General features: G+C 70.4%; 18 protein-coding genes. 6 read left to right on the forward strand and 12 right to left on the reverse strand.

Annotated elements, in window-relative coordinates; translation table 11 throughout:
- Positions 1–110 precede the first annotated feature (110 nt).
- The 11 genes from FIV44_RS26440 to FIV44_RS26485 form a co-directional block, all read right to left on the reverse strand.
- Complete coding sequence (locus FIV44_RS26440; RefSeq protein ID WP_141007053.1) at positions 111–329, reverse strand: hypothetical protein; 219 nt, start codon at positions 327–329, stop codon at positions 111–113.
- Complete coding sequence (locus FIV44_RS26445) at positions 326–946, reverse strand: hypothetical protein (protein ID WP_141007054.1); 621 nt, start codon at positions 944–946, stop codon at positions 326–328. The genes FIV44_RS26440 and FIV44_RS26445 overlap by 4 nt, the downstream gene beginning before the upstream one ends.
- 17 nt (positions 947–963) lie before the next feature.
- Entirely contained in the window at positions 964–1,386 is a 423-nt protein-coding gene (locus FIV44_RS26450; RefSeq protein WP_141007055.1) for a hypothetical protein, read from the reverse strand.
- Between the two features lie 46 nt (positions 1,387–1,432).
- Positions 1,433–2,797, reverse strand: a complete 1,365-nt coding sequence (locus FIV44_RS26455) for an AAA family ATPase (RefSeq protein ID WP_141007056.1) — start codon at positions 2,795–2,797, stop codon at positions 1,433–1,435.
- A complete protein-coding gene (locus FIV44_RS26460; protein ID WP_141007057.1) occupies positions 2,794–3,231 on the reverse strand; it encodes a hypothetical protein in 438 nt (145 codons plus the stop codon). Before FIV44_RS26460 ends, FIV44_RS26455 begins: the two co-directional genes overlap by 4 nt.
- Positions 3,228–3,533, reverse strand: coding sequence for a hypothetical protein (locus tag FIV44_RS26465; protein ID WP_141007058.1), 306 nt, complete (start codon positions 3,531–3,533; stop codon positions 3,228–3,230). The genes FIV44_RS26460 and FIV44_RS26465 overlap by 4 nt, the downstream gene beginning before the upstream one ends.
- Before the next feature lie 160 nt (positions 3,534–3,693).
- Entirely contained in the window at positions 3,694–3,855 is a 162-nt protein-coding gene (locus FIV44_RS30885) for a hypothetical protein (RefSeq protein WP_181410850.1), read from the reverse strand.
- Positions 3,855–4,778, reverse strand: a complete 924-nt coding sequence (locus FIV44_RS26470; protein ID WP_219996189.1) for a hypothetical protein — start codon at positions 4,776–4,778, stop codon at positions 3,855–3,857. Before FIV44_RS26470 ends, FIV44_RS30885 begins: the two co-directional genes overlap by 1 nt.
- Before the next feature lie 220 nt (positions 4,779–4,998).
- Positions 4,999–5,208, reverse strand: a complete 210-nt coding sequence (locus tag FIV44_RS26475; protein ID WP_141007059.1) for a MerR family transcriptional regulator — start codon at positions 5,206–5,208, stop codon at positions 4,999–5,001.
- Positions 5,209–5,264: 56 nt separating this feature from the next.
- Complete coding sequence (locus FIV44_RS26480; protein ID WP_141007060.1) at positions 5,265–5,930, reverse strand: hypothetical protein; 666 nt, start codon at positions 5,928–5,930, stop codon at positions 5,265–5,267.
- A complete protein-coding gene (locus FIV44_RS26485; protein ID WP_181410851.1) occupies positions 5,927–7,147 on the reverse strand; it encodes a tyrosine-type recombinase/integrase in 1,221 nt (406 codons plus the stop codon). Before FIV44_RS26485 ends, FIV44_RS26480 begins: the two co-directional genes overlap by 4 nt.
- A gap of 445 nt (positions 7,148–7,592) precedes the next feature.
- Here FIV44_RS26485 and FIV44_RS26490 point away from each other — a divergent pair, with 445 nt between their 5' ends.
- Positions 7,593–10,688 (forward strand): M14 family zinc carboxypeptidase, encoded by a 3,096-nt coding sequence (locus tag FIV44_RS26490; protein WP_219996191.1) that lies wholly within the window; start codon positions 7,593–7,595, stop codon positions 10,686–10,688.
- Positions 10,689–10,755: 67 nt separating this feature from the next.
- On the opposite strand, the gene FIV44_RS26495 is transcribed toward FIV44_RS26490, so the two are convergent.
- Complete coding sequence (locus tag FIV44_RS26495; protein ID WP_141007063.1) at positions 10,756–11,073, reverse strand: hypothetical protein; 318 nt, start codon at positions 11,071–11,073, stop codon at positions 10,756–10,758.
- A 270-nt stretch (positions 11,074–11,343) separates the two neighbouring features.
- Between FIV44_RS26495 and FIV44_RS26500 the strand changes: the two genes are divergently transcribed.
- The 5 genes from FIV44_RS26500 (at position 11,344) to FIV44_RS26520 (ending at position 16,709) form a co-directional block, all read left to right on the forward strand.
- Positions 11,344–12,060, forward strand: a complete 717-nt coding sequence (locus FIV44_RS26500; RefSeq protein WP_181410852.1) for a response regulator transcription factor — start codon at positions 11,344–11,346, stop codon at positions 12,058–12,060.
- A complete protein-coding gene (locus FIV44_RS26505; RefSeq protein WP_141007065.1) occupies positions 12,060–13,466 on the forward strand; it encodes a sensor histidine kinase in 1,407 nt (468 codons plus the stop codon). The genes FIV44_RS26500 and FIV44_RS26505 overlap by 1 nt, the downstream gene beginning before the upstream one ends.
- A gap of 209 nt (positions 13,467–13,675) precedes the next feature.
- A complete protein-coding gene (locus FIV44_RS26510) occupies positions 13,676–14,785 on the forward strand; it encodes an efflux RND transporter periplasmic adaptor subunit (protein WP_246087072.1) in 1,110 nt (369 codons plus the stop codon).
- The gene (locus FIV44_RS26515) at positions 14,782–15,486 is read left to right on the forward strand and encodes an ATP-binding cassette domain-containing protein (RefSeq protein ID WP_141007066.1); all 705 of its coding nucleotides are present in this window, start codon (positions 14,782–14,784) and stop codon (positions 15,484–15,486) included. Before FIV44_RS26510 ends, FIV44_RS26515 begins: the two co-directional genes overlap by 4 nt.
- Positions 15,483–16,709 carry an ABC transporter permease gene (locus tag FIV44_RS26520; RefSeq protein ID WP_141007067.1) on the forward strand — a complete coding sequence of 409 codons (1,227 nt, stop codon included), beginning with the start codon at positions 15,483–15,485 and terminating at the stop codon, positions 16,707–16,709. Before FIV44_RS26515 ends, FIV44_RS26520 begins: the two co-directional genes overlap by 4 nt.
- Positions 16,710–16,714: the final 5 nt, after the last annotated feature.

Below are 16,714 nucleotides of genomic sequence, written 5' to 3' on the forward strand. Positions count from 1 at the left end.
CGGTGTCCTGTCCGTGCTGTCGAAAACGAAGCGCTGGGACCTACCTCGACCCCAGCGGCTACCCCCAGTCACTCGGCTCCCACCCCGGTATGGGGAGGGGTCCCCGGGGGTCACCGTGCTCGCCCTCGTCGGGTCTCCGGCTCCTGCCCGAACGGCTGGACCCGGTCGGCGAGGTGCCGACAGGCCGACGCCCGGGTCAGGTTGAGATTGACGTCCTGACGCGACCAGCCACACGAGCACGAGGCGTAACCCTGCTGGCTGCTGCGCCACCACACCTCGCACACGGTGACCTCGTGCTCAGCCTTGGCGAGCACCGCGACCACGCTCACCGCGTCACACCCGCGGCCTCGCGGAGCCGGGGCAGCTGCCAGACCTCCGAGGGCTTGTTGTCCAGCTCCGATGCCCCGAACGCCTGGCTGACGAACAGCGCGTCGGTCGTGACGCCGCCGTGGATCAGACTCCGCAGTTCCATCGCCTCGGCCATCGCGACCTCACGCTCGGGCGCCTCGGCGGTCCACGCCTCGACCACCGCCCGGCTGCCCCGGTCCACCGACGCGGTCAGCACCGCCCGAGCAGTCAGGTCGTCACCGAACCGGCGTGCCTGCGTGTACCGCTGTGGCAGCTGCTCCATCGGGGCATCCAGCGCCTGCTGGTACGCGGCGGCGAACGCCTGGTGCAGCACCGCAGCGTCGGCACGCGGGGTGTCGTCCGGGACGTTCGGGCCGATCGGCAGCGCCGCCTCTAGCGCCTGGAGACGCTCCTGGCGTCGGGTCCAGAACACCTGGCTGGCCTCGGCCACCGTCGTGCGATAGCCCAGCCACGCAGCCTCGATCTGCTCGGCCTTGGCCAGCTCGGTCAGCCGGACATCGCCACGCAGAACCTGCACCTGGGCGAGGTAGTCCTCCCGCGCCTGATGGGCCTTGGCCAACTCGGGGTCCAGCCGCACCTCGGGCAGTGGCTTCGTCATCGTTGGTGTCCTCTCTGGGTGACAAGTTGGTCGGCATCGACGGGCCGCCAAGCGTTGCGGGCTGCCGGCTCGATGCCGGCGTCTCGCGCCAGTCGGCGTGCGTGGGTCGGGGTGACATGGAGTCGATCTGCCAGCTCGTTGGTGCTGATCAGTTCGCTTGTTGCCGACTCTGGCGTGATGTTCGTGACTGGGCCAGAAACATGTTCGCGCGCGAACATCGCCTGGAGTGTCAGGTGGTCCTGCGCCCCCTTGCGGAGTCGCTCGACAGCCCGAGCGACCGCGGGTCGAACCTGCCCACCGTTGCGCTGCTGACGAGCGATCTCGGCTCGCAGGATCTGCCAGATCGGCTCACACGCCTCCCCTTCGATCGGCACGAAGATCGTCGGGATCGCCGTTGCCTCTACCGCCACAGCCACCACCCCCAACACCGACGCGGCCGGCGGTCGAGGACCTGGTCGAGGCTTCTCATGACGCCTCCAGGGGGAGTGGGGCGTCTTCGGGGAGGTCAGTGGTCGGGACATCCCCCGATGACCTCCCCTTATATATAGGGAGGTCGGGGAGGTCATCCGACGTCCCCGTTGGGGAGGTGTGGGGAGGTCGGGGAGGTGAGGGGTTGAGACGGAAGATCAGGGCGTTCCTGGGGCCGGGTTCGAGCAGCAGTTGACCGAGCTCGGCACCGCGTCGGCCTGCTGCGTTGGCCTCGCCCTTCTGGAACGACAGGCCCTTGGCGCGCCATCTCTTCTCGATCTCGTAGCCGGACAGCGCGAGGTCGCCTTGGAGCTCGTCGACGACGAACCCGACGAGGCTGTCGACCCGTCTGGCTTTGTTGGCGGCCTTCCTGTTCCCGGTGCCCGCCAGGGATAGCAGCCTGGTGGTGGGGTCGAACCGGAGCTGGTCTTCCTCGACCATGACGTCGCGTCCCTCGGCCCGCAGGTACCGCTCCTCACCACCGTTGTTGCCGCCGTTGTTGCTGTCCTTGTCGCGGACGAGGGTGATGATGGAGTCGGCCCAGTCCTCGAGTGCGGAGGAGCCGCGGGTGCGTTCGCCGTCCCAGCCGGCGTGGGTGGCCAGGATGAGGTCCTTGGCGCCGACCTCGGTGCGGGCGAACTGGTCGAGGCTGACGAGCCAGGAGCCGACCTCGCCGGGGTCGTTTTGGGATTTGCCGGTGTAGGCGCGGCCGAAGGGGTCGACGATCAGCGTCTCGACCTGCCATGAGCGCAGGATCTCTGCGAGCTTGGCCCGGTCTTCGGGTACGGGGAGCGGGTTGCGGCGACCGCGCAGGTTGACCAGCAGCAGCCGACCGCGGTCGACGCCGACGTCGTCAGCCCACCGGGCGATTTGGGCGGCGGAGACCTCGTAGTTCAACAACGCCACCGTCCCGACCACCGGGCGGGTGGTGAAGTTGGACAGGAAGTCCTCGCCGGTCAGCAGGCACCTGGCCAGGTTGAGCAGCAGGGTGGTCTTGCCGGTCTTGCGCTGCGCTACCACCAGGGTGCTGGCGTCGGAAGGGATCAGGCCCTCGACCCGGTGCGGTGGTTCGGTCGGACGTCGCAGGATCTCGCCGAGGGTGCCGAGATCGAACGGCTCAGCGGCCTGTGCGGCCTTCTCCCGGGCCAGCAGGTCGCGGGCGTGCTCGGAGACCCGGATCCGTCTGGCCTCGCTGTGGACCTGTCGCTGGAAGTCGCTGGTGTGCTCGAACCAGCGGTCCTCGACCATGTCGGCGATCTGCTCGTCGAGTTGGTCGTCCCACCCGGCGGGCAGTTGCTCCCATGGTTGGAGCCTGTGCAGGTGGGGGGCGAACTTGGTGATGATCTCGTGCCACTCGCTCACCACAGACCACCGCCCTCGGTGACGTTCCGGGGTCCCGGGGAGTTCTTCCCGGTGCCGGGAGAATCACGGTCATCCGTGAACTTCTCCTGCGACCGCAGGAGAAGGGGGTCAGCCGGACGGACACACATTTCACGGGATCCCGTGAAACGCTCCTCGACCATGTTGTCGGCGCCGGCAGAAAGGTTCCCGGCCCCGGGAACCGTCGTCTCGTCGTGCAACTCCTCGTCAACGGTGACCGCGAGACCACGCTGCTCCAGGTACGCGAGGACGTCGCCGAGACGGTGACGATCGATCATCCAACCGCCCGCGGACCCGGCCGACCTGGAGAAGATCGGCTTGGCTCCGGCATCCTTGATGAGCTCGGCTACGCGCCAGCCGCGGAAGATCGCGACCCGACCGTCGAGGGTGACGGTGATCCTTCTGCGGGTACTCACGTGACCACCTGCCAGACGAGGTCCTCGAACTCCACGGGCGAGGCCAGCGAGGCTCGGTGGCGGCACATCTCAGCCATCCGAGCCAGTCGCCGGTCCCGAGCCGCACGCTCTTCCGGCGTCGACCGCCCGACGTAGTCACCGGGACGGGGACGGGCCCGCTCGAACTCCTCGGCCCGTCGCAGCCACGTCGAACGCAGCCCGGCCGCCAGAGCTTCTTGGAGAGCCCGACGGGTGCCGTGCTCGTACCTGTCGAGGACCGATCCGATCGTCTCGGTCGACGAGGTTGAGGTGCTGGTGGTCATCGGTCCTCACCCCCGACCACGTGCAGGGACGGGCGGGCGGTGGCCAGATCACGACGAGCACACCGAACTGGTGAGCAGGTCAGACCCAACAGAGCAGCACGGTTGAGTTCCTCGATCTCCAGCGAGAGACAGCAGAACGCGTCGTACGTTTGGTGAGCGTTCACTGCTCACCGCCCAGGTCGCGGACCAGTGCCTCGATGAAGTCAGCAGCCGCGTCCTCCAGGCCGGGGATGGCCTCGAAGTTGGGGCCGTTGGCGTACCCGTAGCCGGCCTTGTCGGCCTGCTTGAAAAGGAAGGTCAGGAATCCGTCGCGGGTGAACATCACACCGACCACCCCCGAGCCATGGCGAGCAGTCCTTGTCGTTCCTCGCGCTCGAACACCCTGGTGGCTTCCAGCGCGATGGGGTCGATGTGGCGGGTGATCGCGGTGTCGACGAGGTCGCGCAGGATCCTGGTCGGGATAGCGTCGACCTCGACCGACTCGCCGGCGAAGGTCTTCGCTCTGGAGTCGGTGGCCTTGGTCGGCCTGGTCGGCAGGTTGAGGGTGGTGATCTGGTCCTCGGTGACGGCGATGCGCTCGAAGAGGATCTCGACGTCCGGGGCGAACTCGCGCAGTTTGACCTGGACGTGGCGCCAGGCGGCGACGCCGGAGGGGTCGTGGTCACCGAGCTGGTAGACCACGGTCGGCTTGCCGACGGCCCTGATGGTCGAGGCGGTGGCGTACAGGAACGTCTCGGAGGCGAACCCGCGGGCGATCATCAACGGCACGTCGTAGGAGTCCGTGACCGGTGACACGATTGAGCTGACGGCTTCTTTTTCGCTCCAGATCTCCACGTAGGTGTTCTGGTTGGACCACAGCGCCCTGCGGTAGGAGATCGCGGTGTCGTGCAGCGCCTGCTCGACCGAGTCCCACGACGGCGACTTCACATGCCAGCGTGATCCGTCGGCGATCCAGCCGTAGGGGAGGGCGCCGTCGCGGCGGAGCTTGAGAACACGACGCTGGACGACGCCATACTCCTTCTCGGTCTTGGCGACGACCCCGGCCGACATCACGCGGTAGAAGACGCCGCGGACCGAGAGCGGGTTGTCGGCGCGGCAGACCTCGACGATGGCCTGGTCGAGCTCGGCGTACTCCGCTGCGGTACGTCGGTTCCTGGCCGGCGTGGTGGTCGTAAGGGACTTGTGCCTTACGACCACCTTGCTCGTCTTCGAGGTCGTCGTGCTGGTCGTGATGGTGGTCGTCATCAGGCCGCCACCCCCGCCAGCTCAGCGACAAGGCGCCGGCAGACCGGGCCGAGCTCACGGCGTACCGACTCCTCAGTCCAGACGACGTGCCCGCAGCGAGTGCACCGGACGACGTCATCGGTCGGCGTACACTCGGTGATGAACTTCGTCGTCGTGGTCGAGTTCTCTGGAGCGGGTCCGTGGGTAGCGGGCCCGCTTCGTCGTTCCTGTCGCATCCGCGTCACCCGACCTTCGTCGCGGACGGGATCGGGCTGAGCAGCGCGTCGAGCTCGTCGAGGTCGACAAGGATGATGCGGCTGCCAAGCCTGTAGCCGGTCAGGCTGCCGTCGGCGATTCGGCGGCGCAGCGTCTTGGTCGAGATACCGCGCAGTTCAGATGCGGCTGAGAGCTTGACCTTACGGCCGAGCGTTTCAGTGGCGGGCTCCGCCATCTCTGGCTCCTCCAGAGTCAGGGCGCGCTAGCGCCCTGCACTCGATGGAGTGCCAATCAGACGAGAGTCAGTATATGACGCAACGTGTCCAAGTGCAGGAGGAACGCGCCCGTGAATCTTGCGCGGATCGGCTCCTCGCTAGGTGGCACGATCCGATAGTTGCCCGGCGGCCAGTCATCTGGGTGCGTCGGGACGATGCCCGTTTCCGGTACAGGCAGCCACCTATCAGTTCCAGCGATCCAGCCGCAGTGATGGGGGACGTACTCCTCACGCCAGAGCAGCTCTGGGTTGTCGACCATGGCCCACAGAGCCGCCGATAGGGAATCTTCGCGGGCCGGCACGTTGACCGGGCAGTTGGGGCTTGGGCAATGAAAGACGTACCGATGCCGGAGGTCTTTCCCCGCGGCCTTGATCACCGTCTCCGGGACGCCCGTTACGCCTGTGGTCTTCTTGAAGGAGTGGGGGTCGAGTTCGCGATCACCGACGAGCATGTCGAGCGCCATGCGGCCACCGCCGCTCTCCCATCCCCAGCGGATCCCGCTCCAGGATTTGGTGATTGAGAGCGTTCGGACGTCGACCGCGGCATGGTCCTGGTCGCAGACAAGGCGCACCCGCATCTTCTCAAGAAAGTCTGGCCTCTGTGACACGCGGGCTTCCGATGTGGTCAAGCGACGAAGCCACAGCTCTGAGGCGTATAGCGATGGTCTCGTCGGCTTCGTCACGCCTTCCCTCCGAAGTTCAGCCCTGCGAATGCCGCGGCGGTCAGGTCGTCCATGCGGCTCTGAGTGGCTCGCACGTACCGTTCGGCGGCCTGCGAGGACGCGTCGCCGAGGAACGCCTGCACCTCTGCGACGTGAGCGCCGCGCTGAGCGAGTCGTGTCGCGCCGGTGGCGCGGAGGTCGTGGAAGTTGATGCCGCGGCCGACGGCCTCGCGGACGTCGTACCAACCGCCGGCGGCGTCCCGGAACCTGGTTGGTCGAAGCCAGTCACCAGACGGCCCCGGGAACAAGAGACCGGTGCGACCGGTGACGTAGGTGTGCAGGTGCTCGGTCAGGACCGAGACCACGGACTCGGGGATGCGCTGGTCGCGGACACCCGCGGCCGACTTCGGGGGCTTCTCGTACCGCTGGCCGCCTGGTCCGGTGCCGACGGCGCGGCGGACGTGGACGACCGGGGGAGTGGTCCGCAGGTTGATGTCGGAGCGCCGGAGCGCGGCCAGCTCGCCGTACCGGAGGCCGCAGCCGAGGGCGAGCGCGACCATCGCCCGCCACTCGGGACGGATTGTGTCGAGGATGATCGCGAGGTCCCTGTCCTCGATGACCTCGGTCCTCTTCTCTGACCGCTTGCCGAAGGTGCTGGCGCCCTCGATCGCGAACGGATTGACCGCGCCGGGCAGCACGCCGTCGGCAGCGACGGCCGTCTTCATGATCGCCTTCGCGAGCGAGTAGGTCTCGCGGACCGTCTTGGCTTTCTCGTGGGGCAGGTCGTCGTACCAGCTGACGACGCTGGCCGGGGTGATCTCGTTGAGCGGCATGTCGCCGAAGGTGGGGAGTAGATACTTGTTGAGCCAGATCAGGTAGCCGCGCTTTGTGGACTCTTGGAGCGGCTTGCCTTTCACCTTGCGGGACCGCAGCCAGGCGGCGGCGTACTCGCTGAAGGTCGGGACCTCCTCGGCGACGGCTCGGCGGCGATTCTCCTCGGCATGCTCGGCGATGGTGAGCCACCCGGCGCCCTCGGCCTGCAGGCGGAGCTCCTCGGCGCGCAGCCAGTCCTGGGCGGCCTGTTTGCCGTAGGAGTTCGGCTCGAAGGTGTGGGGAGCGGTGATGCTCTGGCCGCCGCGGCCCGACGGGTGGTTCGCGGGCACGGAGAACCGTGCCTGCCATCTCCCTGAGCGCATCCGGGTCACCTGCCCGAAGCGCCTCCGCGCCTTCTGTGCCATGCCGTGCCGCCTCCCGCTGCAACCGACGCTTGCATCGGCTATGCATCGGATCATACGGTAGTTTCTGTCCAGATGTGGACAGTTGGACCTGCAGGACGTAGGGTCTGTTTCAGCAGGTCACAGGCACTATCTGACCGGTTCTGTCCAGATTGGTCCAATAGCAACAAACTATTGGTTCGAGTCCAATCGGGGGAGCAAGGAAGAGGGTCTGACCTGCAGGAGGGTCAGGCCCTCTCGTGCGTGTCGGGCCGGTCCGCCCGGCGGGGCGTTTGTCATGTCTGGCGGGCGATTCCGGACCATTCGTCCAGAACAGGGCACCACTTTCGGCGACCTGGTTGACGAGGGCGGCGGCGACCGATTGTGTGAGCACACACTTTTTTGTGAGGCCCCTCACATTCTCTCTCGGGAGTGTGATCATCCGTCCCTCCACACGCAAAGGCTGATCGTGTCTGCACATCTGAGAAAGAAGCGCCTGGCTGCCTCGGCCGCCGGCTTGGCACTGTTCGGGCTCGTGGTCGGCGTCCTGCCGGGCACGTCCACGGCCGCCGTGCCCCGTACGCAGGCGGCCCAGGACGACACCGTCCTGGACCGCGGGTACGACGAGGTCCCCGCGGTCGTCGAGATCGTGGTGCCCGGCACCGCCGAGCTCGACCGGCTGGTGGCGACCGGGGTCGACCTCGACCACGGCGTCCACCAGGACGAGCACGGCCTGGGCGTCCACGCCATCGTGACGCCGAGCGAGGTCGAGCAGCTGAAGGGCCTCGGCTTCGAGGTCGGCGAGACGCTGCAGACCGTCGAGGACACCGAGGCCGCGCTCGCCGAGCGCGACGCCACCGTGCAGGCCAACGCCGAGGCGGCGGAGGCGTTCGACGAGGAGGCCACCGACCCGGACGTCAGCGACGTCAAGATCCTGCGGGCCGACTACTACACCTCCTTCGGCACGCCGGTCCTCGCCGTCGAGGCCCAGGTCGCGAACGGGGCGAGCGTCACCGGCCTGACCGTCGAGCGGGACAGCGGTGCCGGCACCGGGTTCGGCAGCGGCGGCACCCAGAACCTGACCCGGTTCGTCGACTCCGGCGTGTACATGTACCACACCGGTGCCAGCAGCGCGGGCCTGACGACGCGCCCCGACCGGGTCCGGATCACCAGCCCCAGCGGCGATGTCGCGATCGCCAAGGTCGAGGACTGGCTGCCCACCGAGGACAGCGAGGACGACCCGTTCAAGGGCGACGGCTACCAGGAGGACTTCATCCAGTCCTACCTCGACCCGACCCAGCTCTACGACCGGATCAAGAGCCTCGCCGACGAGTTCCCGGACCTGGCCGAGATCGTCGAGCTCCCCTACAAGACCAACGGCTACCGCCGGCTCGCCCAGGCGCTGGTCGGCCCGACGGCGAACAACGCGACGGCCAACGCGCAGCGCTTCGGCGTCGACTCCAAGGCGTGGGGACACCAGGGCGGCAACGGGATCACGGTCGAGGTGACCGACCCCGGCGCACCCGACTCCCCGCTCAGCGTCAACGTCGTCGGCAAGGCCATCAAGGTCTCCTCGGCCACCGACGGCACCGGTGCGCTCACCAGCACCGCCGCGCAGATCGTCGCGGCCATCAACGCGAACGTCGTGGCCCGCACGCTGGTCACCGCCTACACCTACCGCGGTGACGCGGGTGCGGGTGTCACGCCGGCGACGTCCGTGCCGGTCACGCTGACCGACGGCCTCGGCGCCCCGGCCTCGGTCTCCCGCGACCCGCAGCAGGTCTACGCGATCAAGATCGGCAAGGTCCGGGACGGCTCGAAGCCCGGTGTCTTCTACTACGCCCAGGAGCACGCCCGCGAGTGGGTGCCGCCGCTGGTGACGATCGAGACGGCCGAGCGGCTGCTGCGCAACTACGCCTCGCACGCGGCGACGCGGGACCTGGTCGACAACCTGGAGATCTGGATCCTGCCGTCGGTGAACCCCGACGGCGGGCACTACTCGTTCTACGACTACGCCAGCCAGCGCAAGAACATGACCCGTCACTGCTCCCTGGCCGACAGCGGCGACTTCAACGGCCGCAACAGCTGGGGCGTGGACGTCAACCGCAACTACACCGAGTACAGCGCCTTCGACGGCTACAGCGGCGCCTCCACGACCAGCTGCACCAGCAGTACGTCGGCCGGCCCCGGCGAGCTGACCGAGCCCGAGGCGAGGAACGTCGACTGGGTCGCGAAGACCAACCCCAACATCACCTTCTCGATGAACGTGCACAGCTCCGGCAACTACTTCATGTGGTCGCCGGCGTCGTACAAGGCGACCGGCCGCGAGACCGCGCCCGTCCCGACGCTCGAGGAGGAGGGCCTCTTCTGGGGAGCCTCGTCCCGGATCCTGACCGCCATCAAGCGGCACCGCGGACTGAGCGTCACGCCCGCCAAGACCGGTCAGGTCGTCGACGTGCTGTACTCCGCGGCCGGCAACTCCGGAGACCTGCTCTGGTACAAGTACGGCATCTACGCCTGGGACTTCGAGGTCGGCACGACCTTCCAGCCGCCCTTCGAGGCCGCGACCCCCAGCGGCGCCTCGGCCCACGAGGAGAGCCAGGAGTTCGCCAACGGCCTGATCGAGATGGCCCAGGTCGCCCTCGACCACGAGCGCGACGACGTACCGCCGGTCTCGACCGTCTCGGTGACCCCGTCGACGGCCGAGGGGAAGGTGAACGTCGAGTTCGAGACCAACGAGCCCGCCGCCATCTTCTACACCCTCGACGGCATCCTGCCGACCCTGGAGTCCGAGCGCTACGACGCCGCGGGCCTGCGCAACACCCACGGTGAGCGGCTGAAGGTCGACGAGGGCGCGGAGATCCGCTGGATCACGGTCGACAGCCGGGGCAACGTCGAGCGCCATCTCGTCCCGGGGCAGGCCGGCAACTTCCGCTCGTGGAAGGCCGAGGTCGGCTACGAGGAGCCGCTCGCCCCGAGCGCCACCTCGCTGACCCTCAGCCAGGCGAACGTGGCGGTGGGCGCTGCCGGCGTCACGGCCCGGGTGAAGGTCACCGCCACCGGTCCCGGAGACCAGGAGACGCCCACGGGCGTGGTCACCATCCGCGACGGCGACATCGTGATCGGGACCGGCGAGATCGACGCCGACGGCGTCGCCTCGGTCGCGCTGAGCCCCTTCGCCTCGGCCGGCACCCGGTCGCTGACCGCGGAGTACGGCGGCGACGCCAACCTCCAGCCCAGCGTCTCGGCGTCCGTCACGCTGGTCGTGGGCAAGGTCGCCTCGACCGTCACCGCCAAGGTGAAGAAGGCCAAGAAGGTCACGACCGGCAAGCGGGCGAAGCTGAAGGTCGCCGTCGCGGCCCCGGGCGCCGACGTGTCCGGCACCGTGACCGTCGCGGTCGACGGCAAGCAGGTCGCCTCCGTCACGGTGGCGGCGAACGGCAAGGTGACCGTCAAGCTGCCGAAGGCCAAGGCCGGCAAGCACAAGGTGACGGTGACCTACGCCGGCAGCGCCTCCGCGGAGGGGTCGTCGACGAAGGTCAAGCTCAAGGTGGCGCGCCGCTAGCAGGACCCCGACACCACGGCCACGGGCCGGCGACGTCAGGTCGCCGGCCCGTGGCGCCGTCCGGGCCTCAGCTGCCCGACGTGCTCGGGGACGCGCCGTCCTGCGGGGACTCGCTCTCCTGCTGCTGGGGTGCGCTGCCGGGCGGCAGCTGACCCATCCCAGGCGGTCCGCCCTGGCCGTTGCGCCCGCCCCAGCCGGGACGGTCCCCGTTGCCGGGCCCGCCCATCCGCTCCTGCCGGAACCGAGGCCCGTCGTCGTGGCTCGCGACCAGGGCGGTGCCGGCGCCCGCGCCGGCGCCGAGGACCAGCCCGGCCAGGGCGACCGCGACCATCGCGCGGAAGCCGAACACCCGGTCGCGCCACCGCGGCTTCGGTGCCGGCGGCACGGCTCCCGGGGCGGCGCGGACGACGGCGGCGGCGCGGACGACGGCGGCGGCGTGGGCGACTGCACGGGAGCGGGCTCCGTCGGCGGCGCTCCGGCGGCAGGGGCCGGCGCGGCGTCCGGGGCCGGGTTCTGGTCTGCGTCGTCGTGCTGGGTCATGGCTCCACGCTGGACCGCATGCCTGTGGCGACCCTGTGACCGACCCATGAAGAGCCGCAGGATCCGCACAAGCGGTCCACAGGATCCGCACAGGTTGCTGGCACAGTCTGATGCCATGACCGAGACCGCGACCCGCCCTGACGGCACCCCGCTGCGCGCCCTCGTCGTCGACGACGAGGTCAACATCGCCGAGCTCGTCGCGATGGCGCTGCGCTACGAGGGCTGGGCGGTGGAGACCGCCCACACGGGCAGCGACGCGCTCAGCGCCGTGCGCAGCCACGGACCGGACGTCGTCGTCCTCGACATGATGCTGCCCGACCACGACGGGATGGAGGTGCTGCGCCGGATCCGCGCCGACGACCCCACCGTGCCCGTCCTGTTCCTCACCGCCCGCGACGCCGTCGAGGACCGGGTCGCCGGCCTCACCGCGGGCGGCGACGACTACGTCACCAAGCCGTTCTCCCTCGAGGAGCTCGTCGCCCGCCTCCGGGCCCTGGTACGACGCGCCGGCACCGCCGTCGAGCAGAGCCGGTCGACCCTCGTGGTCGGCGACCTGGTGCTCGACGAGGACAGCCGGGAGGTCACCCGGGCGGGTGTGGAGATCTCGCTGACCGCGACCGAGTTCGAGCTGTTGCGCTACCTCATGCGCAACCCCCGCCGGGTGCTGAGCAAGGCGCAGATCCTCGACCGGGTCTGGAACTACGACTTCGGCGGCCAGGCGAATGTCGTCGAGCTCTACATCTCCTACCTGCGCAAGAAGATCGACGCCGGCCGCGAGCCGATGATCCACACCATGCGGGGCGCCGGCTACGTGCTGAAGCCGGCCGGCTGATGGACCGGCTCTGGCCGCGCTCGCTCACCGCGCGGCTCGTCGTCACCGCCGTGGCCCTGGTCGCGGTGGTGTCGCTGCTCGTCGGCACCGTCACGACGCTCGGCATGCGGGCCTGGCTCACCAACCGGCTCGACGCCGACGTCGTGCAGACAGCGAACCGGATGATGGGCCCGGGCCCTCGGGGCAGTGGCCCGGTGATCATCCCCGGTGCCGGGCGTCCCGGTGCCCAGCTCGGCCTGCTCGTGGCTTGGCACACCGACACCGGCGACGGGGGCCTCGTCGTGGCCGACAACGACGACGGACAGGTCGATCTCTCCGAGGAGGCTCTCGCGTCCCTGGAGGAGCGCGCGACGCGCACGCCGAGCACGGTCGACGTCCCCGGGCAGGGCTCGTATCGCGTGGTCGCCAGCACCGACGGGAGCGGCGACAAGACGGTCGTCGGCCTGCCCACCGACGACGTCGACGAGGCGACCCTCTCGCTGATCCGCCTCGAGGTGGTCCTCGCCCTCCTCGGCACCCTCGCCGCCGCGCTCGCCGGCACCGCCGTCGTACGCCGCCAGCTGCGGCCCCTCACCGAGGTCGCCGCCACCGCGCACGCCGTCGCCGAGCTCCCGCTGGCCGAGGGCGAGATCGGCGTGACCGAGCGGGTGCCCGAGCACCTCACCGACCCGCGCACGGAGGCGGGACAGGTCGGCCTCGCGCTCAACCAGCTGCTGGCGCACGTCGAGTCCTCGCTGTCGGCGCGACACCGCAGCGAGCAGCAGGTGCGCCAGTTCGTCGCGGACGCGTCCCACGAGCTGCGCACGCCGCTGACGACGATCGCCGGCTACACCGAGCTCGCCCGCCGCCGCGGCGACGCCGACACCTCGGCGGTGGCGCTGGCGAAGGTGGAGGAGGAGGCCGGGCGGATGACGGCACTGGTCGAGGACCTGCTGCTGCTGGCCCGCCTCGACGCCGGCCGGCCGCTCGCGGCCGAGCCGGTCGACCTCACCCGGCTGCTGCTCGAGGCCGTCGACGACGCCCGCGTCGTCGACCCCGACCACCGCTGGCAGATCGTGCTGCCCGTCGACGGCGAGCCGGTGGAGACCATCGGCGACGAGCACCGGCTGCACCAGGTCGTGACCAACCTGCTGGCCAACGCGCGCAAGTACACGCCCGCCGGGACCACCGTCACCGTGACCGTGCGGCCCGACGGCTTCGACGTGCACGACGACGGTCCCGGCTTCCCGCCCGGCCTGGTCGACACCGCCTTCGAGCGCTTCACCCGCGGCGACACCTCCCGGCACCGCTCCGACGGCGTCGGGCTCGGCCTGGCGCTGGTGCAGGCGATCGTCAGCGCGCACGGGGGATCCGTCGTGCTGCACAGCGTGCCCGGGGACACCCGGATCACCGTCCGCCTCGGCTGACCGCGCCGAGGCACACAGGCGACGCTCGGGAGCCGACTCACAGGCTGCTCACAGACGAGGCCGATGGACGGCACAGTCCGCGCCGCCATCGTCGTCGGCGTGATCGCCTCACTGCTCCGACGGGTGCGCCCTCCGCGGCGCGGACGCCGTCGCCTCGTCCTCTCGCTGGCCGCGCTGGTCGTCCTCTCCGCTGCTGCCGGGGGTGGCTGCTGTTCCGCGGCGACGGGCCCGCCGCCGCCACCTCGACCACCGCCACCGTCGGCACCCAGACGCTCAAGCAGACCGTCACCGCCAGCGGCACCGTCGCCGCGGCGAAGACGGCCGAGCTGTCCTTCTCGGTGAGCGGGACGGTCACGGCGGTGCACGTCCAGCCCGGTGACGCCGTCCGCAAGGGCCAGAAGCTGGCCGAGGTCGACGACGAGGTGCTCCAGGCCGAGCTGGACGCCGCCGAGAGCTCGCTCGACGCGGCCGAGACGGCGCGGTCCGAGCATGTCTCCGACGGCGCGTCCGACGAGCAGCTCGCGGCCGACAAGGCGGCGGTCCTCGCGGCGGAGTCCAAGCTGGCCCAGGCGCAGGACGCGGTCGAGGACGCCGTGCTCCGGGCGACCACCAAGGGCACCGTCACCGCCGTCGGCATCGAGGTCGGCGACACGGTCGGCTCCGGGGGATCGGGCGGCTCGGGCGCCACCGGGAGCAGCGGGAGCTCGACGGACGGCACCATCACCGTGGTCTCCACGGGCCGGTTCGTCGTCGACGCGACCGTCGCCAGCGGCGACGTCGAGAAGGTGACCAAGGGCCTCCAGGCCGAGATCACGGTCAGCGGCGTCGACGAGACCGTCTACGGCACCGTCCAGGACGTCGGACTGGTCGCCGAGACCGACTCCAGCGGCGCGGCGGTCTTCCCCGTCACCATCCGGGTGACCGACCAGCGCGACGACCTCTTCGGGGGTACGTCGGCCGACGTGTCGATCGTCGTCAGCCAGCGCGCCGACGTCCTCACCGTCGACAGCCGCGCGGTGCGCACCGACGGCGACACGACCTACGTCGAGAAGGTCACCGACACCGCGACCGGCGCCACCACCCGCACCGAGGTCGAGCTCGGCGAGACCACCGGCATGGCCACCGAGGTCGTCTCCGGCCTGAGCGAGGGCGACGTGGTCGTCGTACCCGGCTTCACCGGCCCCGGCGGCAGCGGCGGCGACCAGGAGATGCAGCAGCAGCTGGACCAGTTCCGCCAGCAGATGCAGCAGGGTGGCGGCATGCCGTCCGGCGGCTTCCCCGGCGGTGGCGGCGGCTTCCCGGGCGGGGGCGGCCGGTGAGCGCGCTGATCGAGCTCGCCGGCGTCCGCAAGACCTATCGTTCCGGCTCGGTCGAGTTCGAGGCCCTGCGGGGTGTGGACGCCGCCATCGAGACGGGCGAGTACGTCGCGGTGATCGGCCCCTCGGGCTCCGGCAAGTCGACCCTGATGAACCTGCTCGGCTGCCTGGACGTCCCCACCGAGGGCCACTACCTCCTCGCCGGCGAGGACACCGCCGAGCTGGACGAGGCGGCGCTGGCGGTGATCCGGAACCGCCGGATCGGGTTCGTGTTCCAGCAGTTCCACCTGCTCCCGTCCATGTCGGCGTGGCGCAACGTCGAGCTCCCGCTGGTGTACGCCGGCATCCCGCGCGCCGAGCGCCGCGAGCGCGCCGTCGCGGCGCTGACCCGCGTCGGCCTGGCCGAGCGGGTCGACCACCGGCCGGGCGAGCTCTCCGGCGGCCAGCAGCAGCGCGTCGCCGTCGCCCGGGCGCTGGTCACCGAGCCCGACCTCCTCCTCGCCGACGAGCCGACCGGCAACCTCGACTCGACCTCCACCCGCGACGTGCTCGGCCTCTTCGACGAGCTGCACGCCGCCGGCCGGACGATCGTGCTGATCACCCACGAGCCGGACGTCGCGGCCCGCGCGCAGCGCAACCTCGTCATCGACGACGGCCTGATCACCGTCGACCGGCCCACCGCCGCAGCGGGAGCTCCCGCATGAGCTGGTGGGAGACGGTCCGCTCCGGCCTGGCGGCGATCCGCGCGCACCGGCTGCGCTCGGCGCTCACCGTCCTCGGCATCGTCATCGGCATCTCCTCGGTCATCCTGACCGTCGGGCTCGGCCAGGGCGCGCAGCGCGAGGTGAAGGAGCAGATCGACGCGCTCGGCTCCAACCTGCTCATCGTCTCGCCCGGCAGCAGCACCAGCAGCGCCGGCGTGCGCGGCGGCTTCGGCTCCGCGTCGACGCTCACCATCGCCGACGCGACCGCGATCGCCGACACCGCCGTCGTCCCCGACGCCGCCGCGGTCGCGCCCGCCGTCACCAGCTCGGTCTCGCTCGTCAACGGCGACACGAACTGGACGACCTCCCTGGTGGGTACGACGCCACCGTGGCTCGACGTGCGCGGCCGCGACCTCTCCGCCGGCCGGTTCTTCACGGCGGCCGAGGCCGCGGAGGGCGCGGCGGTCGCCGTGATCGGCGCCGACACCGCCTCGGAGCTGTTCGGGCGGCAGAGCCCGGTCGGGCAGCAGGTCACCGTCAACGGGACCCGGGTCACCGTCGTCGGCGTGCTCGCGTCCTCCGGCGCCTCGGCCTCCGGCACGAGCGAGGACGACCTCGCCGTCGTACCCGTCGGCACGGCGAGCCGGCTCACCGGCAGCACCTCCAGTGCCGTCTCGACCATCTACGTCGAGGCGCGCAGCGAGGCGACGCTGGCAGCGGCGTACCAGGAGGTCCAGGCGCTGCTCGCCACGCGACACGGCGTCACCACCGCGGAGGCCGACTTCTCGATCGCCACCCAGGACTCGCTCGTCGAGACCGCCAACGCGACCAACCGGACCTTCACCGTGCTGCTCGGCGGCGTGGCCGGGATCTCGCTGCTGGTCGGCGGCATCGGCGTCATGAACATCATGCTCGTCTCCGTCACCGAGCGGGTCCGCGAGATCGGCCTGCGCAAGGCGCTCGGGGCCACGCCGCGCGTGATCCGGCGCCAGTTCCTCGTCGAGGCCTCCCTGCTCGGCCTCACCGGCGGCGTCGTGGGCGTCCTCATCGGCGTCGTCGGCGCCCAGGTGCTGCCGCATCTCATCGACCAGGCCGTCGCGGTCTCGCTGCTCGCGACCACGGCCGCCCTCGCCACGGCGCTCGCCCTGGGCGTCGGCTTCGGCGTGTACCCCGCCACGCGGGCCGCCCGGCTGACCCCCATCGACGCCCTCCGCAGCGAATGACCGTC

Origin of the sequence: Nocardioides humi (assembly GCF_006494775.1) — a bacterium.
GTDB lineage: Bacteria > Actinomycetota > Actinomycetes > Propionibacteriales > Nocardioidaceae > Nocardioides > Nocardioides humi.

Excerpts from the sequence above, each read along its gene's own strand:
- FIV44_RS26465 (WP_141007058.1), bottom strand. The coding sequence starts at position 3,533 with ATGACCACCAGCACCTCAACCTCGTCGACCGAGACGATCGGATCGGTC.
- FIV44_RS30885 (WP_181410850.1), bottom strand. The coding sequence starts at position 3,855 with ATGTTCACCCGCGACGGATTCCTGACCTTCCTTTTCAAGCAGGCCGAC.
- FIV44_RS26470 (WP_219996189.1), bottom strand. The coding sequence starts at position 4,778 with ATGACGACCACCATCACGACCAGCACGACGACCTCGAAGACGAGCAAG.
- FIV44_RS26475 (WP_141007059.1), bottom strand. The coding sequence starts at position 5,208 with ATGGCGGAGCCCGCCACTGAAACGCTCGGCCGTAAGGTCAAGCTCTCA.
- FIV44_RS26485 (WP_181410851.1), bottom strand. The coding sequence starts at position 7,147 with ATGGCACAGAAGGCGCGGAGGCGCTTCGGGCAGGTGACCCGGATGCGC.
- FIV44_RS26500 (WP_181410852.1), top strand. The coding sequence starts at position 11,344 with ATGACCGAGACCGCGACCCGCCCTGACGGCACCCCGCTGCGCGCCCTC.
- FIV44_RS26505 (WP_141007065.1), top strand. The coding sequence starts at position 12,060 with ATGGACCGGCTCTGGCCGCGCTCGCTCACCGCGCGGCTCGTCGTCACC.
- FIV44_RS26520 (WP_141007067.1), top strand. The coding sequence starts at position 15,483 with ATGAGCTGGTGGGAGACGGTCCGCTCCGGCCTGGCGGCGATCCGCGCG.